Source organism: Enterococcus sp. ARL09-542 (genome assembly GCF_005234805.1).
GTDB classification, from domain to species: Bacteria; Bacillota; Bacilli; order Lactobacillales; family Enterococcaceae; genus Enterococcus_D; species Enterococcus_D gallinarum.
Map to the genome: position 1 here is coordinate 498590 of NZ_QPQX01000001.1, position 24464 is coordinate 523053.

Below are 24464 nucleotides of genomic sequence, written 5' to 3' on the forward strand. Positions count from 1 at the left end.
GGTATCATAGGAGGAATGAATAATGGAACAAGTATTTCAAGGAAGAAGTTTATTAGCAGAAAAAGATTTTACGAAAGAAGAAATCGAGTATCTGATTGACTTTTCGATTCACTTAAAAGGGCTCAAGAAAAAAAATATCCCGCACCGCTATTTAGAAGGAAAAAATATTGCCTTGCTCTTTGAAAAAACATCGACTCGGACACGGGCGGCCTTTACGACAGCTGCCATCGATCTAGGTGCTCACCCAGAATTCTTGGGCGCCAATGACATTCAGCTAGGTAAAAAAGAATCTGTAGAAGACACCGCTAAAGTGTTAGGCAGTATGTTTGACGGAATCGAATTCCGCGGCTTCAGCCAGCAAGTCGTCGAAGATTTAGCGAAGTATTCTGGTGTTCCTGTATGGAACGGATTAACAGATGAATGGCATCCAACCCAAATGATCGCTGATTTCATGACGATCAAAGAGAACTTTGGCACGTTGAAAGACATCACGTTGGTGTATGTGGGAGATGGCCGTAACAATATGGCGAATAGCTTGTTAGTTACTGGTGCGATTCTTGGGGTCAATGTTCGAATCTGCGCACCTAAATCCTTATTCCCAGAAGACGACGTCGTTCGTTATGCCAATGAATTTGCCAAAGAATCTGGCAGCCAATTGATGATCACAGATGACACTGCTGAAGGTGTTCGTGGTGCGAATGTCCTTTATACGGACGTGTGGGTATCAATGGGTGAAGAAGACAAGTTCACCGAACGGGTCAATTTGCTAAAAGACTATCAAATCAATATGGATTTGATCAAAGCGACAGGTACACCAGACGACCGCTTGATTGTTTTACATTGCTTGCCTGCCTTCCATGATACGAATACTGTCTACGGAAAGAAAATCGAAGAAGAATTCGGGATCAAAGAAATGGAGATCACTGATGAAGTCTTCCGCAGCAAATATGGCCGTCAATTTGAAGAGGCTGAAAATCGGATGCATTCGATCAAAGCAATCATGGCCGCTACTTTAGGAAATCTATTTATTCCAAGAGTGTGAGAGGACGAGGGATACCATGACGAATAAAAGAACAGTAGTCATCGCATTAGGTGGAAATGCGATCTTGACCGATGATCCTAGCGCAAGAGGGCAGCAACAGGCGCTTAGACAAACAGCCAAACATTTAGTATCTTTGATCAAACAAGAGATCCAAGTAGTGATCACCCATGGAAATGGACCGCAAGTTGGGAATCTCTTATTACAGCAACAAGCAGCAAACTCTCCCAAAAATCCTGCGATGCCATTAGATACCTGTGTGGCTATGACTCAGGGAAGTATCGGTTATTGGTTGCAGAATGCATTAGAAGAAGAATTAGCAGCAGAAGGCTTACCAACAAAGGTAGCAACGCTGGTCACTCAAGTAGTAGTCAGTGAAAAGGATCCAGCATTTGCCGATCCGACAAAACCAGTAGGACCTTTCTTGACTGAAGAGCAAGCCCAGCAGATGATGACAGAAACCAATGCGATCTTTAAAGAAGATGCCGGTCGCGGTTGGCGCAAAGTCGTTGCCAGCCCGAAACCGATCACAATCCATGACCAAGCCAGCATTCGTGCATTGGTCGACAACGATTTTATTGTCATTTGTGCAGGTGGCGGAGGGATACCCGTTACTGAATCAGGACAAGGAGTCGAAGCCGTGATCGACAAAGATTTTGCTTCAGAAAAACTGGCAGAGGTCTTGGAGGCTGAAGAGTTGATTATTTTGACAGGTGTCTCTAAAATTGCCTTAAACTATGGAAAAGACAATGAGCAATGGTTAGACCAAGTCAATTTGACAGAACTGGAACAATACATCCAGGAAGGTCACTTTGCGCCAGGAAGTATGTTGCCAAAAGTTCAAGCAGCGATGGATTTTGTGCAGGTTAGCAAAAACAATGTTGTGATCATTACCTCGTTAGAAGATCTAGCTGATTTTGATCACGAAACAGGGACTCGTATCATTTCTGATTAACTGGCAAACAAAGTATTGGAGTGATGGATATTAGTGGAAACATGCGAGAATACGTAAAAGACAATTTTGATTGTCTAAAAGTGCTGACGCAAGAAAACAGGGAACGATTGGAAGAAAATATGTATTACCGAACCTTTCCTAAAGGGCAGATTCTATTCAACGATGGAGATTTGCGTGATCGTATTTTTGTTCTATGTAGCGGACTGATTCGTATCGAAAAAAATGATCAAACCGATTCTTTCTTTTATACGGATTTCATCAGTGAAGGTGAACTGTTTCCGGTAAATGGCCTTTTTGAAGCAGCGTGTTATGACTTTTCTGCCATTGCGGTGACAGAGATCGAAGTCGCGTATGTGGCAACTGCTGTTTTGGAACAATTGATGGTAGCGGATCGAGAATTATTGAAAATGATCGTTAAGAAACAAGGTCGAGTACTGGAACAGCAAGTGACCAGAATGCAATACTGTATTACTTCCAGTGCCCATGATCGTGTCATCAATACACTAGCGATCCTTATGAAAAAGCATGGAAAGCTAGATGAGTCTTGGTATATTCCTTATCCGATCATGATCAACGATCTTGCGAAATTCAGCGGTACGACGAGAGAAACGGTTAGTCAAGTGCTGAAACAATTGATCAATCAGAAAAAAATTTCCTACCAATATAAAGAATTGATATTTATCGATGATGCGTTTTTCCAATTAGATGAATAATAAAAGCACTGTGACGACAATCATTAAAGGGTGGGATCGATTTTCCAAACAACTACTGTGGCAAGCAGCTGATTTACGGATGATCGATCTCGCTTACTTTTAAATGACTCGAGTGTCCATCAGTGATAATTTTTTGAATGCGGATACATGACGTATCCGCAGATAATGGATAGAGTAGAAGCAGGTGATCATTTTGAAGAAAAACCAGCGACAAGCGATTATCAAGCGTTTGATCCTCAACCAAGAAGTAGAGACACAAGAAGAATTGATGCGCTTATTGAACGAACAAGGCGTGTGTTCCACACAAGCGACCATTTCAAGAGATATGCGGGAGTTGAATATCGCAAAAACTTATACGAAAGAAGGCAAAACGAAGTATACGATGATTGCTACGGCGGAAGCAGATGTGACCGAAAAGCTGAAGCTATCGATGAATGAATACTTGAAATCAATTGAACAAGTGGAGTTCATCACAGTGATCCATACTGTCAGCAATGGGGCAGATGTTATTGCGAATTATCTAGATGAAATGGATCTTGAAGGGATTGTTGCCACGATGGCTGGCTTTGATGTATTATTGATTCTCTCGCCATCTAAAGAGCAAGCCACACAGTTGATTCATCATTTAGAAAAATATATCGACTAGCGGCGACGATGCCCATCACCAATGCTTGACCACCATTGCCTCTCGGCACGAACAAGCATGGAACAAATGAATACAGAATCAACCAGAGACAAAAAAGCAACGCGATTCACTCGGAACGACAAGCCAGAGAATGACAGTTACTGTCGCAATCCTCTCACTTGTAGCCAGCTTTCGAAGGAGAATGCAACGCTCACTTGTCTCTTTTTTTGTATTAAAAAAGTTAAATTCTATTTCTGGGTCTCGTCAGCGCTAAGCGCAATTGTTTTCCTCCTCTATTGGAAGGTGCTATTCTTAAATAAGCAGAAGGAAACACTTGATAAAAGTGGACAGAACGGAGACATAGAAAATGAAAGAGGCCGATCAAGAAAAACGACAGGCACGAGGGACTGTCTTAGTCACGCATATTATTGCAGCAGTGGTCAAAATCATTGGATTTCTTTTCAGCGGCAGTGCGGTGTTGATGAATGAAAGTATTCATAGTGTCATTGATTGTCTCAATCAGGGATTACTAGCAATCGGCGAAAAACGAGCACGGCGCGGCCGAAGTGAACTTTACCAATTTGGTGAGGGGCGCGCGACTTATTTTTTTAGTACGGTTGTGGCAATGACGGTCTTTTTCGGTGGCGGCCTGTTGGCAATCGTGGAGGCAAGTCAGGATCTTTTGGATCCTACCCACGAAGTGGAGAACATCCAACTAGTTGCAGCCATTCTTTTTGCTGGTTTTTTTATTGAAAGTTCAGCAGTCCAAAGTGGATGGCAAGAAATCAAAGAGCAAAACACGGATAAACAGCCGTTGATCGCTTTTTTGAAAGAAAGCCGAGAGAGCGAGATCCTTTTAGGCTTTACAGAAGACTTGTTTGCATTGATCAGTGTGAGCATTGCATTGGTGGGTATTTTATTGACAGCAATCACCAACAACCCCATCTTTGATTCTTTAGGGGGCGTCATTGGTGGGGTCCTTCTAGTGATCGTAGCTGGTTTTTTAGGGAAAGAATTTTATAGTTTATTGATCGGAGAGAGTGCTTCGAAAAGTGATCTGAAAAAAATTCGTCAAGTATTATCATCTAGGGAAGTAGCTGAAGTGATTGACCTGCGTACTCTGCATTTAGGTCCAGATGAATTACTGATCGTTGCTGAATTGACGATTTCTCCTAAAGCAACTTCGAGTGACTATGAGGTGATCGATCAATTGGAACAAGAAATTCGCACGGTATTAGCTCCGAAAAAAACATATATTTACTTAGAGACAGAAAGACAGCAGCAAGAACAGGTAAAAAAACCGATTCCATGAGGGGAAGAAGACCTCAAAGGAATTGGTTTTTTTACTAAGCAGTGGTTAGTTTTCCTCTAGATGATAAATATTTGGGGTTAAATGATCTTCTGCTACTCTCAAACACGTTCGTAGTATTTCAAATGAATACTTGCGGTAAGCTGATTTCTTCAAGAGGATCACTTCTTTTTCTGGGTTGACTTGGATTGAATTGGGTTGACTTAAAACGAATAAATTCAGGTGGAAAAGCGCGAGCGAAAGAAATTTCTTATTAAAAAAAGTTGTTATTTTTTATTTATTTCACAAGGAAAGGGATTGCTCTATCAGATTTATTTGTGAAAAGAAATCGGAAATCTTGATTCTCTTTGTTTTAAATTCAAATTTACATAAATTTTGTTCTTTATCTTAATGATATTGATATTTTTCAAGCAAAATAATTTACCTGTCTTTTAATCCATGATAACTTAAAGATGGAAAGATAGTTTTTTTCACAAAGTAAACATCCTTTTCTGCAGACACCCTTTTACGAAGTACCCAGATCTCCCTTTCTAAAACCAATGATTTTCAATTGCTGTGTTCCAATCAACTCGTAAAAAACTTGTGGAGGCGTTTTCCCATCTGTATTCGCATTCGATCAAGATTACAGACACCCTCACAACATACGAAAGAAGCAATCCTTGCTTGATTTTTCCGTTTTGTCAATCATACGCCCTGACTCCAAGCACAAGTGACACAACTTTACTTGAAGCCATAATTTGTCATGGACAAAATCTCACTATAAAAACAGAGCTATAGACATAGAAGATACTTATACAAGGAGGAGAATAGATGGAAAATTTTTATCAGCGAACACCGACAGAAACACTTGAATACTTTCATTCAGATCAGACGAAAGGGCTTAGTAAGCAAGGCGCAAAAGAGGCGCTAGATACCTATGGTGAAAATACGATTCAGCAACAAGAATCGACCTCCCCTTGGAAATTGTTATGGCACAATTTAAATAATCTGATCGTTTATTTATTACTAGCCGCCGCATTGCTCTCTTTTGCGATGGGAGAAACGATAGAAGGAATTGCTGTGTTGATTGCGGTGGTAATTGCCGTGATGACTGGTTTTGTGACAGAGTTGCGTGCACAGAAGTCAATTGATTCCCTTCAGGAAATGATTTACACTACCGCAAAAGTGATTCGTGATGGGCAAGTGATGGAAGTCGAATCTGCTGCGATCGTTCCAGGGGATATTCTCGTTTTGGCAGAAGGTGATGCGATCGCTGCCGATGCACGTTTGCTGGAAAGTCGCAATTTAGCCTGTATTGAGTCCGCATTGACGGGCGAGTCCGAAGCTGTCGAAAAAAATGCGGCAGAACAATATGATGAAGACGTCCCTTTAGGTGATCGCCGCAATGTTGTTTTTGCAGGAACAGCAGTGACAAGAGGAAATGGCTATGCCGTCGTTACAGCCACCGGGATGAAAACGGAAGTCGGAAAAATCAGCGATATGCTGACTGGAAACAAAAGCGCGAAAACGCCTTTGGATATCGAGCTGGATAAATTAGGGAAAGCTATCATTATTGCGGCACTCTTTGCCGCCGTGACGGTCCTAATTGCAGGTCTTCTAACGGATCAGCCTTTGGTAGAAATGCTGCATATCTCGATTATCCTTGCAGTAGCAGCCATTCCAGAAGCGATGCCCGCTGTCTCAACCATTACTCTTTCTCGCGGCATGCGGATCATGGCTGAACACAAAGCATTAGTCAAAACCCTCTCAGCGGTTGAGACTTTGGGCGCTACGAGTATCATTGCCAGTGATAAAACCGGGACATTGACAGAAAATCAGATGACGATCGCTGAGATCATTCTAAGTAATGGAGAGCAATACACTGTAACCGGTAATGGGTACGAACCGACGGGGAGCTTCCATAAAGAAGGACAAGAAATCTCAGTTAATGAAGAGCCAGCACTTCAAGCGATGATTGAAAACGGTGCACTATGTACGTCCGCTTCTTTGAAAGAAACGGATGGCCAGTTTGAGGTCCTAGGAGATCCAACCGATGGAGCGTTTGTTGTATTAGGAAAAAAAGAAGGCATCGATCGTCAAACACTGATGGATCAAGGCATTGAAAAAATCGCTGAGCTTCCTTTTGACTCAGAAAACAAATTTATGATCACCGTCTATGAAAAAGAACAGCGAACGTTGATCATGAAAGGTGCACCGGATGTTTTGATCGAGAAAGCTGCCGTCGATCCGTCTGTGAAAGAGCAGTTGAACGACATCAATCATACACTAGCTTCCAACGGGCAACGAGTGATTGCGGTGGCACAAATCAGTAACTATCAGGGTGGTTTGTCGGAGTCTGAGCTGACAGAATCATTGGATAATTTAGAGATCCAAGGTTTTGTTGGCATCATTGATCCCCCACGAACAGATGTTAAAGAAGCTGTCAAAGTCGCTCAAGAAGCGGGGATTCGTGTCAAAATGATCACAGGTGATCACCCGCAAACTGCCTCCATGATCGCACAAGAAATTGGTTTGATCGATTTTGATAAGACGATGACGGGAAAAGAGATCGACGCCTTGGCAGGTAAAGAAGCGTTTAATGAACGGATCGAAGAAGTCGCTGTATTTGCTCGGGTTTCGCCGGAAAATAAACTTCAACTAGTCAAAGCACTGCGGGAAGAAGGAGAGATCGTGTCGATGACCGGTGATGGCGTGAATGACGCTCCTGCTCTTAATGGTGCCGATATTGGGATCGCGATGGGCATTCGCGGCACGGAAGTAGCTAAGGAATCTTCTGATATGATCTTGACTGATGATCGCTTTGGGACGATCGTCGACGCAATCAAAGAAGGAAGAATCATCTTTGACAATATCAAAAAATACGTTTCTTTCCTTTTTTCTTGTAATATGGTCGAAATCGTGACAATCTTTCTAAGTGTCATTTTTCTTCTTCCCATGCCGATTCAACCGCTGCATATTTTGTTCTTGAATCTAGTGATCGATATCGCTCCTGCGATGGCGTTGGCCTTTGAACCTGCAGAAGAGGACCTGATGAAACGTCAGCCTCGTTCCAAAGAAGACAGTTTGGTCAATAAACGATTCTTAGGTCGAATTATTTTAAGCGGGATAGTGATCGGATTGACGGCATTTGGTTTTTTTAGTTTTTTGATACAAACAAATCATGAATTAGCTTATGCCCAGACCGCTACGTTTACCTTTATGGCGATCGCACAACTGATGCATATTTTTAATGTTCGCAAGCAAAGCGGATTTGGATTAGACAAGTCTTTCTTCAAGAATAAACCGTTGATCGGCGCACTGATCCTTTCGATGGGATTGCAGTTGTCAGCTGTTTATCTCCCTTTCATGAATGAATTATTAGGGACTTCACCATTGCAAGTTGGCACATGGGGAATCATTTTCTTAGCGGCTAGTCTTTCCACACTGGTTGTAATGGGATTAAAAAAAGCCTTTCAGTTGAAGTGAAAAAAACAGCAAGAAAACCAACGATGATGTTGGTTTTTTTGTTTGCTTTTTGTCTATCGCAGGAAATTATTTACAAAAGCAAGAAAAAAAGTTATTATTGACGAGTCAACGATTGATGAGTCAATTGTTAGAGAGGAGTATTCCATGCAGCTAAGAGAAATCAGCCGCCTGCTTTATCAGTTGAAAATTGCCAATCAAGAATTGACGACAACTTTTGAAAAAAGCACCGGGTTCAGTCTGACCCGATATGAATTAATGATGTTCATCAAAGAAAATGGACGTTGTTCGCAATCTGACTTACAGACTGAATTGAAGATCGATAGTGCAGCAGTTACAAGACATCTAAAAATTTTAGAACAAAAGAATTATGTAGTGCGGGAAAGGAACAAAGACAACAATCGTGAAGTCTTTGTGGAAATAACACCTAAAGCCAAACAAGAGCTGTCTGCTTGCGAGAAACACCAAGAGAAGGAAGCATTCGCCCTATCGCTGACCGAAGAAGAAGCAGCTGCGTTTTTGCAGTTGTTGAATAAATTAATGAAATGAAAGAGGCTACTAATATGTCAACCAATAGAGTAAACAACGATTTTTCAGCTATCACTTTTGGAAGAAAATCCGTCCGTGTCTATGATGAGACGGTCAAAATCTCTCATGAGGAAATGTTAACGATGATTCAAGAAGCAACGACTGCCCCCTCATCTGTTAACATGCAACCATGGCGTTTCGTTGTTGTTGAAAGTGCTGAGCAAAAAGCAAAACTAAAACCACTGATCCGCTTCAACACACGCCAAAACGACACATCGGCAGCCATGATCTTGATTTTTGGTGATTTAGCTTGTTATGAATACGGGGAAGAAATTTACAATCAAGCAGTTGAAGCAGGAAAAATGCCGGCAGAAGTCAGAGACCAACAATTGGCTACGATCATTCCTTACTACAAGAGCTTCACGAAAGATCAAATGACCTCCATCGTAAAAGTTGACGCCAGCTTAGCGGCAATGCAGCTGATGTTAGTCGCGCGTGCCCATGGCTACGAAACGAATCCAATTGGTGGCTTTGAAGCAGACCAATTAGCAGAGGCTTTTGATGTCGATCCAGAACGCTACGTTCCAGTTATGATTCTATCAATTGGTAAAGCTGAAGAATTAGGCTATGAATCCATTCGTTTGGATGCAGAAAAAATCACGACATTTAAATAAATCTACTCTTACTTTCTATGTGGTCTTCCGTTTGTCTTTGTGTTCGCTAGAAGCATGAAGGACGGAAGATTGCTTGGTTTACTTTATAATAAAGAAAACCAGATTTAAAAAAGGAGGAAGCAAAATGTCCACTATTACTATAGGTTTAATCATGTTCGTTGCACTTGAATTTCTATTTATCATGTATTTGGAAACTTTTGCGACTACTTCAAAGAGAACACAACGGGTTTTCAATTTATCAAAAGAAGAATTAGAACGCCCTTCACTGAATACATTGTTCAAAAATCAAGGAATCTATAATGGGTTAATCGGCATCGGCTTGCTCTATAGCGTGTTTCTTTCCGCTTCTCCTGTCGAATTGAGTCGCCTGATTTTGATTTATATCATTTTAGTTGCTCTGTATGGCAGCATCACTAGTGACAAAAAAATTATATTGACACAAGGCGGTTTAGCAATCCTTGCATTGATAGCAACTTTTTTCTGATTTTTGAAAGATAATCAAAATGACCTCTCACAGTTACGGGTTCCGTTAAATGATGGAACCGTTGCTAGTGAGAGGTTTTTTTGTTGATTTCATTTGTTAAATGAGAGGACAAGTTTGCACTTGTCGTAAAAAATGATAGGATAAAGCTAACGATACAAACCTAAAAGAATCGGACTTTTACTCAGCGGTTTTCTGGACGTAAACTGGTGGCTGCGAAAAGCGCTTTGACTAATATTGGTGTCAGGATCACTGCTGTGATCACTTCAGAAACGCCGTTAGTCACTGCAATAGCTCCTAATGTGACAAACAAAGCGGAAGCATCAACACCATAGGTAGTGGCCACCAAACTAGTGTACAGGGTTCCCATCAACGTTAACACGAGAACCGTGTTGGTAAGGGTACCAAAGATGGCTGCAACAATAGAAGCAAGGACGACTTTCTTTGTTTTACGATAGAGCCCAGTAAACAATATACCAGCGACGAGACCTACTAAGACCCTTGGCAGGACTGAGATGATCGGATTAGTGAATACTGTGATATCCAAAGGGGTCGTAGGGGAAGTGAATGCCCGAATAATCGTGAAAATCCCCCAAACCAAGCCGATAAACATCCCATCTTTCGTTCCTAAAACAATGGCAGCAACAATGACCGTGATATGAATGATCGTCAGACTAGTGATGCCGATAGGAATAAAGCCAAGGAAAGGCACCATCGTTTGTAAAATAATGATTGCGGTTAGAATTGCACGGATCACTAAACGATACGTTTTGTTTTTTGTGTTCATGAGAAAACACCCTTTCTTATAGAATGACACTCGTGTCATTTTTATGTTAGGATGATTATACAATAAAATGACACAGGTGTCATTAATAAAGTGAGGTGGAAGCATGAAAAAGCCGATCGAAGAAAAAAAACGGCAAAAACGAGAAGCGATTTTGGAAAGTGCCAAAGTAGTATTCAGCAAGAAAGGATTGATCGATGCGAAGATGCAAGACATCATCGAAGAATGCGGCATCAGTCGCGGCGGGATCTATCTGTACTTTCAATCGGTGGATGCGATTTTCTTAGAAGTGCTGCAACAACGTTCGCAACGACGGTTTAATGAAGTTCGAGCAATGATCAAAGCAAATGCTTCTTTCGAGACTATCTTGACGAAATATTTTGAGGATCATAAATACCGATTGCTTCATAGCATATCCGACAGCATGCTGCGAGCGACGTATGAGTATTATTATACGCATAAGTCAGTTGAGACGAGTTCGTTGCAGCAAACGCAGTTGACTGAGACGAAACGCACGATCCAAGAGATTTTTCAAGTTGGGGTCGCGCAAGGTGTGATTGCCGATCGGAATCTGGAAGCAATCGCGGAAAACTATATGTTTGTTATAGAAGGTCTGGGTATTTTAGCTTTGACGGGTCATATTCAAGAAGAACAAATCGATCATCAAATTCAAGTGATGCGAACACTGTTGCCGTACCAATAAAAGTTTTTAGAAGCTGTGATAGAAGATAATACAAAAAATGGAGAAATAGCCTTTCTCAAGTTCGATTGAGATCGAACGATCTCTGGACTTTTTTGTAGTGAATTCTTTTGTTACGGCTTTTTTCTACGGCTTTTTTTCTACGGCTTTGTAATCTTTTTGAAATCAAGAACGGTTTGTATCTTACAGATACTGCTTGATTTCATAAACTCATTAACTTAGATGTCTTTTCGAAAAGTGATCATAATGGAAGGTTGAGTGTTTTTTAAGAAACTATCGAGAATTAAAAAACAAGTGATTTCACTTGTAATGAAAATGTAAACGGGAAATCAATTGGGTTGTGAATAGGAGTATGTTAAAATGATAAATGTCAAATAAATGTAATTTGATGATCAAAATTGACGAATTGGAGGAGAAAATGAAAAAGAAACTTGCATCATCTTTGTGCATTTGTGCAATAGCGCTGACAAGTCCTGTCATCCCAACCGCCGTGTTCGCCGATGATTACGATCAATTGATTCAGCAAAAAATAACGAAGTAGCTGAATTGAAACAACAGCATCAATCGGTGCAGACACAAATAGATCAGTTAACAAATGAAGTGTCTGACATCAATGAACAAGCAGCTGAATTAATCGCTCAGCAGAAAAAACTAGGGAATGAAATCAATGATTTAGAAAAAGAAGTGACTGATTTGGAAGCACGGATCGAGAAACGACAAGTAGCGATCCAGAATCAAGCACGAGACACTCAAGTCAATGGGAAAAGTGATCGCTTTATTTCCGTGCTTTTGGATTCCGAATCTTTCGGTGACTTTGTTCAGCGGTTCCACGGAATGACGACGATCGTCAATGCCAATAATCAGATGATCCAACAGCAACAAGCGGACCAAGCAGCTGTTAAGACAAAGAAAAATGAAGCAGAAACCAAAATGGCGGAAATGCAGCAAATGCAAGGCCAGCTGGAAGCCCAAAAAGGAAGCTGGCGTCCAAGCAAGCAGATCTGAATGTCTTGCAGACAAACCTTGCTTTACGGCAGGCAAATAAAGAAAGTGAAAAGGAAGCATTGCTCGCTCAAAAAGAAGCCTATGAGGCAGAACAAACTCGAATAAGAGAAGAATCAGAGCGGGTCGCAGCAAGACAGCAGGCAGCAGCTGAAGATCAGCTCATACCAACGACTACCGAGTCTTCTGAAAATTCTTCGATTTTTGAAGCTGATTCTTCTGAAACCGAACGTTCTGCTCAAGGAGAATCCACTGATGTTCAAGGGGATATCCAAGAAACACCAACAAATAATGAAACAAGCCCCGTAACTACTCCAGATTCTTCTTCGACGGCAGCAAGTACGGAAAGCAGCAGAAATCCTGCTCCTCAGCCTGCTCCTAGCTCTGAGCCTGCACCTCCGACACCATCTGCGCCAATTGGGAACGTTGGAGCTGCGATCGTAGCAGAAGCTTACAATCATCTCAATAAGCCGTATGTCTGGGGAGCAAAAGGACCAGATAGTTTTGACTGTTCAGGATTTACCCGTTATGTCTATTTACAAGTAACCGGAAAAGATATCGGTGGCTGGACAGTACCGCAAGAAACTGCTGGTACAATGATTTCTGTTAGTCAAGCGCAAGCTGGTGACTTACTGTTCTGGGGTGCTGCCGGCAGTACCCACCATGTAGCCATCTCTTTAGGAGGCAACCAGTACATTCATGCCCCTCGTCTAGGACAGACAGTTTCTGTGGGGGATACAGCATACTACACTCCGAGCTTTGCAGTTAGAGTCAATTAATTATTTTATCTTTATAAACACTTGATCCAGTGGACTGATTCTCATTGAACCCAATGGGCAGAATGAATCAGCGCTAGTAGAAGGAGAGAAAAATGAAAAGCAGAAAACAGATCCGCAAAGAGTTGCAACGGCAAAAACGCAGTCAATTGTACCGAAAAGGAGCAGCTACCACTACCGCTCTCGTTAGTTCGCTGAATTTAGTACCGGTTAGTGTGCTCGCAACTTCTGTTGAAGAATCGAATGACACGGGTGTACAAGTGGTTGAACAGCCTACGGTAGCTTCGTCGGATGATACAGCCGATTTACACGATTTAGTAAATGAATCACAAGCGAGTCAAGCAACAACCACCGAGGATACTGGAACCGAAACATCGTTGACTGAGGACACAGATTCCACAGTATCATCAAGTGAGTCAGCAACCAGCGAGTCTTCAGAAGAACCTCTAGGAACGGAGCCTGCCAGTGACGCTGATTCTGCAGAATCGTCAAGTGAGATCCCAATGTTGTCAGAGGCAGAGCGAATTGCATTAGAAACAAAGATTATGCCTAATATCGATCGTGTGATGGCAAGATCTAATACACAACAAGCCTTCATCCAGCAAGTAGGACCAATGGCGCAACAAGTAGCAAGTGTCAACGATCTTTATGCCTCCGTCATGATAGCACAAGCGATCCTTGAATCAGGATGGGGACAATCCACACTTACGACGCAAGCAAACAATATGTTTGGGATCAAAGGTTCATACAATGGTCAATATGTTGAGATGCGAACAATGGAAGATGATGGCAACGGCAATCTTTATGAGATCGTTGCAAAATTCCGCAAATATCCGTCTTTAAAGGAATCATTTGAAGATAATGCCCATGTCTTAAAAACGACTTCTTTTTCACCAGGCGTTTATTTTTACAGTGGGGCTTGGAAATCCAATACCTCTTCCTATCGTGATGCCACACAATGGCTTCAAGGAAGGTATGCGACAGATACGACTTATGCCGGCAAGCTGAATAATTTGATCGAAACCTACAATTTGACACAATTTGATTCCGCGACCGGTGGCGGCAGCGGGAATGGCAACAACACCAATAATTCAGAACAAACGATCAATAAGCAATTCAAGACCATGGCAGCGCTGAATATTCGTTCAGATGCTTCAACCAGTGCCAGTGTAGTGGGGTCATTAGCCAATAATACGACCTTCAAAGCAGTAGCCCAAAAACAAGGAACCAGTGTTAATGGCAACAGTACTTGGTATCGGGTGGAAGGCAAAGGCTGGGTCAGCGCTGCGTATGTGACGGAAGTAGGATCCAACAATAACAGCAATAATTCAGAACAAACGATCAACAAGCAATTCAAAACCACGGCAGCGCTGAATATTCGTTCAGATGCTTCAACCAGTGCCAGTGTCGTAGGGTCATTAGCCAATAATACGACCTTCAAGGCAGTGGCCCAAAAACAAGGAACCAGTGTTAATGGCAACAGTACTTGGTATCGGGTGGAAGGCAAAGGCTGGGTCAGCGCCGCGTATGTTACTGAGGCAGGGTCCAACAATAACAGTAATAATTCAGAGCAAACCATCAACAAGCAATTCAAAACCACCGCAGTTTTGAATATCCGTTCCAATCCATCAACCAGTGCCAGTGTAGTGGGGTCATTAGCGAACAATACGACCTTCAAGGCAGTGGCCCAAAAACAAGGAACCAGTGTTAATGGCAACAGTACCTGGTACCGGGTGGAAGGCAAAGGCTGGGTCAGTGGTGCTTATGTGAAAGAAGTCAGCAGTACCTCTAGTTCTAAGACATATACCGTAAAATCAGGAGATACCTTATGGGGGATTGCACAGAGCTATGGGGTCTCAATCAATCAGCTGATGCAATGGAACAATATCAGCGGCTCATTGATTTTTGTGGGACAACGATTGATCGTCAGCAAATGACCCTAATAATAGGCACTAGATAGAAACATTAAGATGAAAGTACAATGATGAAAGCACAAGAGGGCAATATTCGAATAGCTGCCAGATAAAAGAAATATGAGAAAAAAATCAGATGTAAATAATTTCCAAACGAAGGAAGGAGACCGCACAATTTTTGTGTTGGTCTCCTTCTTTTGTTCGTTTGAGTTTAAAGCAACGGCTGTTCTGCAATCATGCCTTTATTGAGGGCTCTCTTGGAAACTATCCATGATCTTTGTTAGTTCATCTTTTGAGGAATCAAAAAGACTTGCTAAGGTCCAACCATATAATTGAACATAATTATTGTCGGTTTCTGTTACATAATATAAGTAATGTATGTTCAACCCTTCTACAGTTGCAGCAAAATCAACCATTTGGGTTTGAGTACCAGGAACCGGTAAAAATGTCGCGTTGGTACCAAAATTCGATGCTAAACTGTCTTGAACCAATGCACGATAACTGTCGAAATCTGCAAAGTCTTGTTTAGACTCCACAACAGCCGCCAGAAATTTTGTTTGTAACGAATCAGAAAGCATAAAATCATTATCTGGATTTAGTGACTCAAAATCGGCTACAGTTTGCCAATTTGTCGGCAGTTCCAGCGAATAGGAATAACCGCTTACACCAGTGATCGTCTGCTTCTCAACAGGAATCACATTTTCTGAAGTGCCAGTGCTGGCTGTTTCAGAAGATCCTACAGTGGAAGAAAATTGTGTACGCTCTTTTTCTTTTGTGGAAGAATCAACCGATCCCGATGGTTTTTCTGTACATCCTGCTAAAAATAACCCAAACCCAACTAAACCTAAAACCATGTGCTTTTTCATTTTTTTACTCCTTCTAGTTTTTTTAAAAAACTTATTTTATTTATCCTATAATAAGCTCGTAAATAAGGCAATAGAAGAATCTTTCTAAATGAGCACTATTGAAAGTAGTTTATCGAATTTTAAAAATTCAAGTTTCGTTTATCTGCTGGCTAAGTCTGGATAGTATAGGAGATTGTACACATTTTTCCTTACATGATGCAAAAATTGATTATAAAACCCACAAATCATTTGCTATGCTATATAAAAAGTGAATGCATCCCTCGCTGCTCAGGATGATTATTGTCGGAAAGGTACACTTGTGCTGTCATTGGCAATCAGAACTTTTTGTTAGCTGTCGATTATCCATTGATAGTCTCCTAAGCAGGGAAATGCTAGAAAACAGAGGTGAGTGGATGTTTTATCCAGATGTCAAAGAGTATTTGCGAAAGATGCGTGGGAATATTGATTTTGCAGTGATGAAGGAACGTCTGCCATTGGTCCATAGATACTGGCAAGTGACGGAAGCAGAAGTAGAAAGAATTGTTCGCGAAGAATCTGAGGAAGATTTCTGGACAAGTGTACAACAAATCATCTTACTCGATGCCAAATTGGTCCTTTTGCGAAGCTATATCAGCGAATTTGATTTCCAAGGTTTTTCAGAGGAAGAAATCATCGAGAATATCGAACTAGATCATAGCACCTATACAAAAGAATTGTGCGGTTACAATTTAACAGATACAGGACATCCCTCGATCCTTTTTGGAAAGGGCAGATGACTAAATCAGATTAACGCAAATCTTTTCTTTAACGACAAACGAAGCGTATACTGGAATAAGAAAGAAAAGTTTTCTACTATTATAATGCTCTTTTATAATGCTTTTCCAAAAATAGTTATTTACCATTCGTTAGGAGAGATTTCCATGACTGAATTTACTCAGATCGTTTTGCTGTTTTTCTTGTATTCTTTTGTGGGGTGGCTGTGGGAAACGGTTTACTGCTCGATAAAAGCCAGACATTTTGTTTATCGAGGATTTTTGGTAGGACCGATCACTCCTATTTATGGCTTTGGAATTTTAGGTGTCTTGTATTTACTGCGACCGTTACATAACCAATTGCTGCTGCTCTTTTTTGCAGCAGCTGTTTTAGTGACCTTATTAGAGTACGTGACGAGCTTTTTATTAGAAAAACTGTTTCATGCTTCATGGTGGGATTACCACAATGTTTTTTTGAATATCAATGGTCGCGTGGCTGTCCCAATTTCAATCTTTTGGGGCATTTGCTGTGTCTTGATCGTCCGCATTGTTCATCCGCAAATGTTGATCATTGTCCAAATGTTGGCTGAAAGATTCAGTTTTTATCTACCTGTTGGATTGTTGATGGCGATGTCGTTGGATATGGGCTATACATTGGCTAATCTTGCTGCTTTTCAACGAACGGTTCAACGACTGGACCGTGCTATTGAACAGCAGAAAGCCACTTTATCAGAAAGTTTGGAACAAAAGAAAAACAATTGGCAGGAACGTATTTCTGAACTGCCAATCGATTGGCAGCAATTGCGTGAAACGTTACCGAAGCTGAATTTTCATCAGCGAAGACTTTTAAAAAACTTTCAAAAACTGCAAATCAATGAGATTACCAATGTTCAAGACTTACGGCGGTTTGTGGAAGAATTACGTAAGAAGAGAGAGTAATGTTACAAAAGTATTACAATAAAAAAAGCCTTTTCAAGGCTCTGATTTCCCACTTTCACGTGAATTATTTTTTAATAGACTCTTATTTCTCCCACTTTGGCTAAAAATTGTAATAAATTGTAAAAGAGTTGCAATATATCTTGACGCAAGAATTTGTATAATAATAAGCGTTGGAAACCATAGTGAGAAGTGAGGGAATTTTTTTGAAGGCAAAGAAATTACGAACCATGGTCGTCGCAGTCTTTGCGGCAGGTATCGTTTCGCCGATTTTTGCGCAGGCTGAATCTCTGGAATCATTGAAGGAGAAAGAAAGTGCCATCATGCAGCAAAGTCAGCAAATCAGTACAGAAGTACAAATCGCTTTGACCGATGTCAATAATAAATACAGCGAGGTTGAAGCATTAAAAGCACAAATCGCTAACAATGAAGAAACGTTGGCACAAACCAAAGAAGAAATAAAGGCAACTCAAGAAACGATTGAAAAACGTGAAGCTGTAGTTGCAGAACGAATGAAAGACATTCAGGTCAACGGTGGAGTAACTAGAGATTGGACAGTCTTGTTGGAATCTTCCAATATCCAAGATTTCATCAACCGGGCTTACGCCATGACAATGCTCCAAAATCTAGAAAAAGAAAAAATCGACTCGTTGACATCTGAAAAAGAAAAATTAGAGTCTCTGCAAGAAAAAGCCGAGTCTACCAAAGAATCCTTACAGCAGGATCAATCCTCTTTGGAAGCACAGGCGCAAGAGTTGGATAGTAAGATCGCCAACTTGCAGACACAGTTGAAAGAAAACGAATCGACCTTAGCAAAGATTGCTTCCAGCAAAGAAGCAGAAGAAGCTCGGATAGCTGCTGAAAAAGCAGCCAAAGAAAGAGCAGCCAAAGAAGCGGCCGAACAAGAAGCTAAAGAAAAAGAAGCGAAGGCAGCGGCAAAAGCAGCGAGTGAAAGCTCAAGTCAAGAGTCGTCATCTTCAAGTGAGAGCGCGCAATCAAACAGCAGTTCAAGCAGCAATTCAGCTTCAAGCAATACGAGCAGCAGTTCGACGAATAATAGTTCAAACAACTCGAATAACAGCTCCAACAATTCGGGTAGCAGCACACCTTCCAGCGGCAAGACAATGATCATGGAATCAACCGCATATTCTTATGCAGAGAAAGGTGCTAGCCACCTGACTGCCAGCGGAACAGATCTTCGCAGCAATCCAATGGCGGTCGCAGTCGATCCAAGTGTGATCCCATTAGGTACCTTGGTGAATGTTGAAGGATATGGCGTGGCGCTAGCGCTAGATACAGGAGGCGCGATCAAAGGAAATATCATTGATGTCCACTTTGATAATGTAGCCAAATGTCTGCAATGGGGCCGACGTCAAGTAAAAGTAACGATTCTAGACTAATAAACGAAAAAGCGTATCTTGTAATCCTACCATCATTCATGATTGATGGTGGACAAGATACGCTTTTTTATTTAGTGGGTAAAAGCATCATCTAGAAAAGCTCGTTTCATTCCTGCAACTGTGCCTGCATCGTTTTCAATGTTTGGATGGAATCGTACATTTGTTGTTGCTCGGACTCATTGAGAGGCATTTCAATAATTTCGCGAATGCCTTGACTATTGACGATTGGAGGGGAACTAATACAGACATCGGTTGCTTGATACTGTCCCTCTAAGTGTACAGAAACCGGCAGAACTGCATGTTCATCTTTTAAAATACTGCGGGTGATCCTAGCCAGCGAAATTGCTATCCCATAATGTGTCGAACCTTTGGCAGCAATGATGTCATAAGCGGCATTTTTCACTTTTTCTGCAATCAGGCCGAGATCTTGCTCCGAAAAACTTGGGTGTTTTTCCAGCCACTCGTGAACACTTAAGCCACCAATATTGCCATGGGACCAGACTGGAAATTGGGTATCACCATGTTCCCCTAAGACGTAAATCTGAATATCCCGTGGATCAATGGTCAACTGCGCGCCAATCGCATTACGCAAGCGCGCACTATCAAGCGCGCACTATCGAGAGAAGTTCCAGAACCAATCACTTTGTGAGCGGGAAAGCCAGTGATTTTTTTGACATAGTGAGTCAAAACATCTACTGGATTACTAGCAATCAAGAAGATCCCTTGAAAACCGCTAGCAATAACAGATTTCACGATCTTTTTCATGATCTGAGCATTCTTTTTCGTCAAATCCAGTCGTGTTTCATGGGGCAGCTGTGCTGCACCAGCGGTGATCACTACAAGATTTGCATCTCGACAATCCTCATAATCAGCAACGTATAGTGTTTTTGGACCAACATATGCCAAGCCATGATTTAAATCCTGAATGTCACCCGCTGCTTTTGCCTTATCTAAATCAATAATACCAATTTCATTGCCAATCCCTTGAGCGACTAATGCAAAACTGTAACTCGAACCTACATCCCCATTTCCGATCAGAATGATTTTCTCCATGAAAGATCCTCCCAAATTTGATTCGACTTAAATACACCTAAACTGTATCAAAGAACCAGAAAAAAGAGTATTGATACGTTCTCAGGGGCGTTGCTGTCTTATAATTAGGGAAGCAATAGACGCTTAAGAGCACTTCCCCTGTCATAATCGGAAGTGCTCTTAAGCATTCATATGAGGATTGAGACATTTGGCTAGCTTATTCCAGTCATTTTTGTCAGGGAAAGTTTTAAAAATCAAACAATCAATGTCATTAGCATAATCGGAAACATATTCTGTGTAATTTGTTACCACGAGATCAATGTGATTCATCATTAAATAATCAGGTGACAATTCATTTGAATCAGGAAAGAAAAAGTTTTTTGAGCTATGCAAGTAATGCATCGATTTGCTTTTTAAATACTGACAGAGAATATATGAGCCTTCAAATAAGAAAGCAACATTTTTTTTGGTATGCCAATAAAGCGATTTGATAGATTCCAAATAGATCGTCAGACTGGCACTTAAATGGGATAAACTCTTTTTATTCCACGTAGCAACAGCTAATGGATTTTCTGTGAGAAAATTCCGACATTTTTGATAAGACTCAGGAAACAAGCGCTGGGCGTAAAGATTGACATCGGCAATATTATGATTCAACAAAGGGGAGAGCAACTGTTTGATTTTAGCTACGGTAAAAAAAGATTCGATCAAGATATGATCGCGGGAGGAATTTTTGGTTTCAGGAATACAGGTAGCTACAAAATCACTGGCCAGCTGAGTGATTTCTGCCCACTGATTGTATTTTTGGCAGAAGACTTCCTCACCAGTAACGTCATTAATCGAACGCCGGCTCCAAACCAACAGAAAGAGATAGAGAATCTCTTCTTGGGGAAGTCTTTGTTGGTAGTGTTCAAAGATATGCTGATTGATTTCCGCAAATTCTTTGAAATCTTCTTTAGTTGAAAACAGTTTGCTGATTTTTTTTGGTAGTTTCACTGTGTGTCCCCCGCAATAGCGCTCAAGGGTTATGTACAAATAATAATTGAGCTCTCCAAATGAGCAGGCTTGCTTGTTGGTTCGCTGGCAGTCAGAAAAAGCTTTGACGGTGATGTCGTGAATCGCAATAGGGGGAAAGATCGTGTGTGCCGTGATTTCTGATTCATAATAAAAATCATGAAAAAATTTACGGATATCCATTTCATCGCCAATGAATGTGATTGGGTTATAATCTAGCTGCAAGTGGTAGTCGCGAAGAACAGGTTGTACTTTTCTCAAGTAACGAAGAACCGTACTCTCAGAGATATGATACCTTTCTGCCCATTCTGAAGAACGCATTTCTTCATGCTGAAAAATACTCTCGACAATATGGAAAAGAATCTCGTCAGTAATCAGTGCTCGTTTCGCTGCGAGGTACTTCGCCGGGTTCAATACGGTGAAAATATAGCCCTTGTGGGACGAATCGATATGGAGGGCATCCTTGAAATGGGACTTCATGTCTGTGATATCAGTCACAATCGTTCGCGTTGTACTTGAGGAAGCCTTTGCCAGTGCACGAGTAGAGCAAAGCGGCTCTAACTCAAATAAGTCGAGAATGCGCATCCAACGGATCGTTGCAGTATTCGTAACGAATTTCATCTGAAGCTCTCTCACTGGTTTGCTCCTTTCATTTTCCAATTAAAGAATTGAATCTGTCTATAGCTATCTTAATGAAGTTAGAATCGCAATAACAAATCACGTATTTCATCAAACGGTGAAAAAATTGACATGAATTGCCAATAAACCATTCTTTTGCAGTCACTTATTGGCAAAAAACCAGATGAAAAAGAACAAACACCTTCCCATTTCAAAGAATAGAATATTGAAAAATAAGGTGGTTTATAAAAACAGATCAAAGCGAGCACTTAAAAATAGAAAATTAAATGAGTAAAAAATGGTTTTTTCAACTATTTAAATTATTTAATTACTAGATTGAAAAAAGACTCAAAAATAATTGCAAATATCCAAGAATCCTTTAAGAAACAAAATCGTGATTTTTCTCGCTGTTCATGATGCTAGTTTTATTACAAGGGATACACCTTAACGAATGCCTAAATAAAGATGAAAAAGAGAATGAAATTCTTTTAATGAAAAAATTGATCGTCAGAAATTAAATAACAAAATATATAGTTTTTAGTGTTTTTTTATATAAAAGAAATCGCTGTTTTATTCAAGTTAAATCACAATTTTTGCAAAAACATTGTTCTTAATGATGTAAAAACTTGGTAAATTACCTTTATTTAATTTCAATTTTCTCTTATAATTAACTAGAATTGAGCAAATTTGCTTTTCTTGATTGAAAAGATAAATTTATAAAGCACAAATAATTTAGGGAGTGTGTTCATGGGAAAGCCGTTACTTAAGACTTTGACCGTTGTGGCAGTCGGTGTTGGAGCCATTGCCATTTGTTTGGTTGGATATCGCCAGAACAATCAGCGACAATACCAGCAGCGGGTAGAATATGCGCAAACCGCGATCGCCAGTGAGACCGACGGTATTGCATCGCTGAAAAAAGAGGTTGCAAGCCTTTATCTTAATGAGGATCATACATTTTTAAAAGCGGGCATTTCCGCGGATGATATCAGCCAGCTAGTCGGAAAGCTAGCCATGATCAAAGTATCTGGCGAAGAATACGGCATTGAAGAGGATGCATTGCCGGCAGAAGCCAAAGAGATCCAAAAGCAGAAACAAGCCATCGACGATGAGTTGAAGGATATCGAAGCAAAGCAAAAAATCCAAGAAGCAACCGACAAGCTCTTCACGAAAGGCGTCTCCAATTGGCAGAAAGCCGAAAATGACGTCATCATCAAAAAAGATCTGAAAGAAACCGACGTTGGCAGCATTCGTGAAAATTTGAATTTTTTCGAGGAAGACAAATGGACAGCATTAGTAAAAGAATATCTTGGCTTTGCAGATGCGCAGCTTGATCGCGTGACAAAACTGCAAAAAGAATTTGATCGTATGCTTAAAGACGATAAAGTGACGGATGCAGTGACCTACGAGAACTACTTATCAGCCGTTGACAGCATCAGCAAAATTCGCAATAAAGACTTGAAAGAAAAATATACCAAGCTTGCAGAAACCGTTGCTTCACAAATGGGCTATGCTGGTTATTACGGTAATACAACAGATACGGCAACGACTGGTGATGGCTATTCAGATAGTATGACGGATAGTTCAGAGACAGATTCAGAATCCTATTATTGATAGGAAGAGCCAACTGGAGGAATAATTATGTCAAAAGGAAAAAAGATTTTTTTGATTATTTTTGGAATCGTTGCAGTGCTCGTGATCGGTGTGGTAGGAATCGGCGCCAAGTTATACATGGATCTATCCGGTTCGATCCAAAAGACCTATGAATCAGTGGAGCGTTCACAAGATGAAAAGAAACGGGAAAATCCTGTTGATTTAAAAAAACAAGAGTCCTTTTCAGTTCTATTGATGGGGATCGATACTGGGGACTTGGGACGTGTCGATCAAGGCCGTTCAGATACGATGATGGTAGCGACGGTTAGTCCAGAAGATCAACAAACAACGATCGTTAGTATTGCTCGGGATACTTATGTGGACATTGTCGGTCATGGTACGAAAGACAAAATCAATCATGCCTATGCATTTGGTGGTCCTGCAATGTCGATGGATACCGTGCAAAAATATTTAGATATTCCAGTAGATCATTACATCTCAATCAATATGGCCGGTCTGAAAGAATTGGTAGATGCCGTGGGAGGCATTGAGGTCAATAACGACCTGACTTTTAGTCAAGACAATTATGATTTCACGATTGGAAAAATCACTCTAGATGGCGATCAAGCATTGGCGTATTCCCGTATGCGGCATGAAGATCCCAATGGTGATTATGGCCGTCAAGAACGACAACGCAAAATCGTTGAGGGAATTGCTAAGAAAGTGTTGAGCTTTGATGGCGTCAGCAAATACCAAGATATCTTGAGTGCTGTCGAAAGCAATATGAAGACAGATATGAGTTTTGATAATATGCGGACGATTGCATTGGATTATCGGGATGCTTTCAAAACGATCAAACAAGATCAACTTAAAGGGGAAGGCTTCATGCAAGATGGCATTTCCTACCAACGGGTTAGTGAGGAAGAACTGAATCGAGTTCAAACAGAACTGAAAGAACAATTAAATCTTGAGAATGAATAAGAAAGTGGAGAAGAAATGGAAGAAACAATTAGCTTAAAAGAGATATTTGAAGTCTTGCGAAAACACTTGGCTTCAATCATTATTGCCATGTTTGCCGGCTTGGCACTTGCAGGAATTGCAACGTTCTTTGTGATCACACCAAAGTATAGTTCACAAGCCCAATTGATCGTGACACTGCCGCAATCGGAAACCGCAAATGTCAATGATGTCAATACCAATCTGGGTTCTGTTGCAAAGTTTTAAATAAAGAATAAAATCCCTTACGGTATCTATGATTTAAGCTGGGATTCCCAATAATACCTTGATTTCAGTACAGACCGAAAACCCGAAGAGAG

19 protein-coding genes and 3 pseudogenes are annotated in these 24464 nt (G+C 40.9%); 18 read left to right on the top strand and 4 right to left on the bottom strand.

What is annotated here, in order from left to right:
• The first annotated feature begins 19 nt into the window (after positions 1 to 19).
• The 9 genes from argF (at position 20) to DVW06_RS02375 (ending at position 9789) form a co-directional block, all read left to right on the top strand.
• The gene (gene argF / locus DVW06_RS02335) at positions 20 to 1042 is read left to right on the top strand and encodes an ornithine carbamoyltransferase (protein ID WP_171917423.1); all 1023 of its coding nucleotides are present in this window, start codon (positions 20 to 22) and stop codon (positions 1040 to 1042) included.
• Between the two features lie 16 nt (positions 1043 to 1058).
• Positions 1059 to 1994, top strand: coding sequence for a carbamate kinase (arcC, locus tag DVW06_RS02340; RefSeq protein ID WP_137264367.1), 936 nt, complete (start codon positions 1059 to 1061; stop codon positions 1992 to 1994).
• A gap of 23 nt (positions 1995 to 2017) precedes the next feature.
• Positions 2018 to 2707 (top strand): Crp/Fnr family transcriptional regulator, encoded by a 690-nt coding sequence (locus tag DVW06_RS02345; RefSeq protein ID WP_227760601.1) that lies wholly within the window; start codon positions 2018 to 2020, stop codon positions 2705 to 2707.
• Between the two features lie 184 nt (positions 2708 to 2891).
• Entirely contained in the window at positions 2892 to 3353 is a 462-nt protein-coding gene (locus DVW06_RS02350; protein WP_225585845.1) for an arginine repressor, read from the top strand.
• A 346-nt stretch (positions 3354 to 3699) separates the two neighbouring features.
• Positions 3700 to 4644: a cation diffusion facilitator family transporter gene (locus DVW06_RS02355; protein ID WP_137264368.1), complete on the top strand. Its 945-nt coding sequence runs from the start codon at positions 3700 to 3702 to the stop codon at positions 4642 to 4644.
• Between the two features lie 807 nt (positions 4645 to 5451).
• Positions 5452 to 8106, top strand: coding sequence for a cation-translocating P-type ATPase (locus DVW06_RS02360; RefSeq protein ID WP_029486600.1), 2655 nt, complete (start codon positions 5452 to 5454; stop codon positions 8104 to 8106).
• A 144-nt stretch (positions 8107 to 8250) separates the two neighbouring features.
• A complete protein-coding gene (locus DVW06_RS02365) occupies positions 8251 to 8652 on the top strand; it encodes a MarR family winged helix-turn-helix transcriptional regulator (RefSeq protein WP_021150055.1) in 402 nt (133 codons plus the stop codon).
• Positions 8653 to 8666: 14 nt separating this feature from the next.
• A complete protein-coding gene (locus DVW06_RS02370; RefSeq protein ID WP_021150054.1) occupies positions 8667 to 9305 on the top strand; it encodes a nitroreductase family protein in 639 nt (212 codons plus the stop codon).
• 124 nt (positions 9306 to 9429) lie between these two features.
• Positions 9430 to 9789, top strand: a complete 360-nt coding sequence (locus DVW06_RS02375) for a DUF1304 domain-containing protein (protein WP_003126026.1) — start codon at positions 9430 to 9432, stop codon at positions 9787 to 9789.
• 181 nt (positions 9790 to 9970) lie between these two features.
• Here the strand turns inward: DVW06_RS02375 and DVW06_RS02380 are convergent, their stop codons facing one another.
• Positions 9971 to 10573 (bottom strand): ECF transporter S component, encoded by a 603-nt coding sequence (locus tag DVW06_RS02380; protein ID WP_005470924.1) that lies wholly within the window; start codon positions 10571 to 10573, stop codon positions 9971 to 9973.
• Positions 10574 to 10676: 103 nt separating this feature from the next.
• On the opposite strand from DVW06_RS02380, the gene DVW06_RS02385 reads away from it, so the two are divergent.
• The 3 genes and pseudogenes from DVW06_RS02385 to DVW06_RS02400 all read left to right on the top strand — a co-directional run bounded on the left by DVW06_RS02385 (position 10677) and on the right by DVW06_RS02400 (position 14985).
• Positions 10677 to 11273: a TetR/AcrR family transcriptional regulator gene (locus DVW06_RS02385; protein ID WP_137264369.1), complete on the top strand. Its 597-nt coding sequence runs from the start codon at positions 10677 to 10679 to the stop codon at positions 11271 to 11273.
• 415 nt (positions 11274 to 11688) lie between these two features.
• Positions 11689 to 13051 (top strand): annotated as a pseudogene (locus tag DVW06_RS17365) (C40 family peptidase).
• A 92-nt stretch (positions 13052 to 13143) separates the two neighbouring features.
• Positions 13144 to 14985 carry a glucosaminidase domain-containing protein gene (locus DVW06_RS02400; RefSeq protein WP_137264371.1) on the top strand — a complete coding sequence of 614 codons (1842 nt, stop codon included), beginning with the start codon at positions 13144 to 13146 and terminating at the stop codon, positions 14983 to 14985.
• A gap of 218 nt (positions 14986 to 15203) precedes the next feature.
• Here DVW06_RS02400 and DVW06_RS02405 read toward each other — a convergent pair whose 3' ends face one another.
• Positions 15204 to 15827 (bottom strand): hypothetical protein, encoded by a 624-nt coding sequence (locus DVW06_RS02405; RefSeq protein WP_137264372.1) that lies wholly within the window; start codon positions 15825 to 15827, stop codon positions 15204 to 15206.
• A 368-nt stretch (positions 15828 to 16195) separates the two neighbouring features.
• Between DVW06_RS02405 and DVW06_RS02410 the strand changes: the two genes are divergently transcribed.
• The 3 genes from DVW06_RS02410 (at position 16196) to DVW06_RS02420 (ending at position 18894) form a co-directional block, all read left to right on the top strand.
• Complete coding sequence (locus DVW06_RS02410; RefSeq protein WP_225585844.1) at positions 16196 to 16582, top strand: DUF7006 family protein; 387 nt, start codon at positions 16196 to 16198, stop codon at positions 16580 to 16582.
• A 144-nt stretch (positions 16583 to 16726) separates the two neighbouring features.
• The gene (locus tag DVW06_RS02415) at positions 16727 to 17497 is read left to right on the top strand and encodes a putative ABC transporter permease (protein WP_005470945.1); all 771 of its coding nucleotides are present in this window, start codon (positions 16727 to 16729) and stop codon (positions 17495 to 17497) included.
• Between the two features lie 203 nt (positions 17498 to 17700).
• Positions 17701 to 18894 (top strand): 3D domain-containing protein, encoded by a 1194-nt coding sequence (locus DVW06_RS02420; protein WP_124019053.1) that lies wholly within the window; start codon positions 17701 to 17703, stop codon positions 18892 to 18894.
• A gap of 106 nt (positions 18895 to 19000) precedes the next feature.
• Here the strand turns inward: DVW06_RS02420 and DVW06_RS02425 are convergent.
• Both DVW06_RS02425 and DVW06_RS02430 read right to left on the bottom strand, forming a co-directional pair.
• A pseudogene (locus tag DVW06_RS02425) lies at positions 19001 to 19947 on the bottom strand (L-lactate dehydrogenase).
• Positions 19948 to 20106: 159 nt separating this feature from the next.
• The gene (locus tag DVW06_RS02430) at positions 20107 to 21576 is read right to left on the bottom strand and encodes a helix-turn-helix domain-containing protein (RefSeq protein WP_029486610.1); all 1470 of its coding nucleotides are present in this window, start codon (positions 21574 to 21576) and stop codon (positions 20107 to 20109) included.
• Positions 21577 to 22305: 729 nt separating this feature from the next.
• On the opposite strand from DVW06_RS02430, the gene DVW06_RS02435 reads away from it, so the two are divergent.
• The 3 genes and pseudogenes from DVW06_RS02435 to DVW06_RS02445 all read left to right on the top strand — a co-directional run.
• A complete protein-coding gene (locus DVW06_RS02435; RefSeq protein ID WP_096710667.1) occupies positions 22306 to 23169 on the top strand; it encodes a hypothetical protein in 864 nt (287 codons plus the stop codon).
• A 27-nt stretch (positions 23170 to 23196) separates the two neighbouring features.
• Positions 23197 to 24129 (top strand): LCP family glycopolymer transferase, encoded by a 933-nt coding sequence (locus tag DVW06_RS02440; RefSeq protein ID WP_029486612.1) that lies wholly within the window; start codon positions 23197 to 23199, stop codon positions 24127 to 24129.
• Positions 24130 to 24144: 15 nt separating this feature from the next.
• Positions 24145 to 24351, top strand: a pseudogene (locus DVW06_RS02445) (Wzz/FepE/Etk N-terminal domain-containing protein); the annotation flags it as partial.
• Positions 24352 to 24464: the final 113 nt, after the last annotated feature.

Excerpts from the sequence above, each read along its gene's own strand:
- arcC (WP_137264367.1), top strand. The coding sequence starts at position 1,059 with ATGACGAATAAAAGAACAGTAGTCATCGCATTAGGTGGAAATGCGATC.
- DVW06_RS02345 (WP_227760601.1), top strand. The coding sequence starts at position 2,018 with ATGGATATTAGTGGAAACATGCGAGAATACGTAAAAGACAATTTTGAT.
- DVW06_RS02355 (WP_137264368.1), top strand. The coding sequence starts at position 3,700 with ATGAAAGAGGCCGATCAAGAAAAACGACAGGCACGAGGGACTGTCTTA.
- DVW06_RS02360 (WP_029486600.1), top strand. The coding sequence starts at position 5,452 with ATGGAAAATTTTTATCAGCGAACACCGACAGAAACACTTGAATACTTT.
- DVW06_RS02365 (WP_021150055.1), top strand. The coding sequence starts at position 8,251 with ATGCAGCTAAGAGAAATCAGCCGCCTGCTTTATCAGTTGAAAATTGCC.
- DVW06_RS02370 (WP_021150054.1), top strand. The coding sequence starts at position 8,667 with ATGTCAACCAATAGAGTAAACAACGATTTTTCAGCTATCACTTTTGGA.
- DVW06_RS02375 (WP_003126026.1), top strand. The coding sequence starts at position 9,430 with ATGTCCACTATTACTATAGGTTTAATCATGTTCGTTGCACTTGAATTT.
- DVW06_RS02380 (WP_005470924.1), bottom strand. The coding sequence starts at position 10,573 with ATGAACACAAAAAACAAAACGTATCGTTTAGTGATCCGTGCAATTCTA.
- DVW06_RS02385 (WP_137264369.1), top strand. The coding sequence starts at position 10,677 with ATGAAAAAGCCGATCGAAGAAAAAAAACGGCAAAAACGAGAAGCGATT.
- DVW06_RS02400 (WP_137264371.1), top strand. The coding sequence starts at position 13,144 with ATGAAAAGCAGAAAACAGATCCGCAAAGAGTTGCAACGGCAAAAACGC.
- DVW06_RS02405 (WP_137264372.1), bottom strand. The coding sequence starts at position 15,827 with ATGAAAAAGCACATGGTTTTAGGTTTAGTTGGGTTTGGGTTATTTTTA.
- DVW06_RS02410 (WP_225585844.1), top strand. The coding sequence starts at position 16,196 with ATGCTAGAAAACAGAGGTGAGTGGATGTTTTATCCAGATGTCAAAGAG.
- DVW06_RS02415 (WP_005470945.1), top strand. The coding sequence starts at position 16,727 with ATGACTGAATTTACTCAGATCGTTTTGCTGTTTTTCTTGTATTCTTTT.
- DVW06_RS02435 (WP_096710667.1), top strand. The coding sequence starts at position 22,306 with ATGGGAAAGCCGTTACTTAAGACTTTGACCGTTGTGGCAGTCGGTGTT.
- DVW06_RS02440 (WP_029486612.1), top strand. The coding sequence starts at position 23,197 with ATGTCAAAAGGAAAAAAGATTTTTTTGATTATTTTTGGAATCGTTGCA.